Annotated in this window: 1 protein-coding gene; it reads right to left on the bottom strand. The window is 70.1% G+C overall.

Annotated features, from left to right (window positions below; translation table 11 throughout):
• Window positions 1-459: 459 nt before the first annotated feature.
• Window positions 460-1,275, bottom strand: coding sequence for an SDR family NAD(P)-dependent oxidoreductase (locus tag AB0J52_RS40230; RefSeq protein WP_500188448.1), 816 nt, complete (start codon window positions 1,273-1,275; stop codon window positions 460-462).
• Window positions 1,276-1,483: the final 208 nt, after the last annotated feature.

Below are 1,483 nucleotides of genomic sequence, written 5' to 3'. Positions count from 1 at the left end.
GATCAGGCCTTGCCTGATCTATAAAGGCACTGGCTTTTAACACGCTGTTGAGTTCTCAAGAAACGGACACCCACCGCGCTCCACCCGCTCTCGCGGGCCTCGCTCCGGGGCAACCCTTCAATCTTACCGGGATCTTCACTCTTGTCAACCGGCTCTTTCGAACCGATCTTCAGAGCTGCCCGTCCACCGCATGAGGACGCAGACGACTCGACGTCGTCTGACGTGATCTTCAGTGGAGTCCCTCGGGCCGGCCACCTTGTCGGCGTCCTGCATCCCGTTCCGGGCTGACCACACCAGAGTAACGCGGTCCGAAGAGTGCTTCGAACGGTTTTTCCTCGGTGGTCTCCCCGGGGCCGTCCGCCTCTCGGCGTCCCGCATCCCCTCGGGGCAGGAAGAACACTAGGTACTCCCCGAGGGGTCGTCAAATCGAGGCGTCGCGTGCGGTCCGGCGCACCGGCTTCAGCCGGCGGCGGGGGTCTTCGCGGCTCGCATGCGGCTGAAGGGAGCCATGCCCGCGAGCTTGCCTCCGTCGATCGGCAGGACGGCGCCGGTGATGAAGGACGCCGCGTCCGAGCAGAGCCAGACGACGGCTTCCGCCACCTCGTCCGGCGCGCCGATGCGGCGCATGGGCATCGCCTGGGCGGCCGCCGCCTGGGCCTGCTCCCCCGCGCGTTCCAGCTGCTCGGTGAGGATCGGGCCGGGTGCCAGCGCGTTCACTCGGACCCCGGCGTCCGCGTAGTCGAGGGCCGCGGTCTGGGTGAGGCCGACGAGGCCGAACTTGCTGGAGACGTATCCGGCGAGTCCACCGACGGCCTGGAGACCCGCGGTGGACGACATGTTCACGATGGCTCCCCCGCCTGATTCGAGCATCGCGGGGATCTCGGCGCGCATGGCGAGGAAGACGCCGCGCAGGTTGACGGTCAGGGCGCTGTCGAAGTCCTCGACGGCGACGTCCGCGAGCGGGGTGGGCGGGTGGCCTCCGCCCGCGGCGTTGTTGCAGGCGGCGTCGAGGCGTCCGTAGGTGTCGAGGGTCTCCTGGACGAGCCGGTCGACGGAGCCGGCGTCGGTCACGTCGGTCGGGACGGCGAGCGCGCGTCCTCCGTCGTCGGCGATCTCGGCGGCCAGGGCCTTCAGGGCGTCCGCGTCGCGGGCGGCGAGGACGACGGCGGAGCCGGCGCGGTGGAGGGCGCGGGCGGTGGCCGCGCCGATGCCGCGGCTCGCTCCGGTCACGATCGTCACGCGGCCGTCCAGGGGACGGGTGGTCGAGGTGTTCACTGCCGGCCTGCTTTCCGATAGAATTCGTTGGACAGACAGTAAATCTAATATGGAGGCCGGTCAAGGATGTCGCCCCGTCCCTACCGCTCGGACCGGCGGACCGCCGCGGCCGAGGAGACCCGTCGCCGCGTCCTCTCGGCGGCACGTGAGCACCTGTCCGGCGCGGCGGTGACGCGCGTGTCCGTGGACGCGGTGGCCAAGGCCGCCG

This window comes from Spirillospora sp. NPDC049652 (genome assembly GCF_040675125.1).
GTDB lineage: Bacteria > Actinomycetota > Actinomycetes > Streptosporangiales > Streptosporangiaceae > Spirillospora.
Note: the sequence above shows the minus strand (reverse complement) of the source record. Positions and strands in the feature narration are given on the sequence as shown.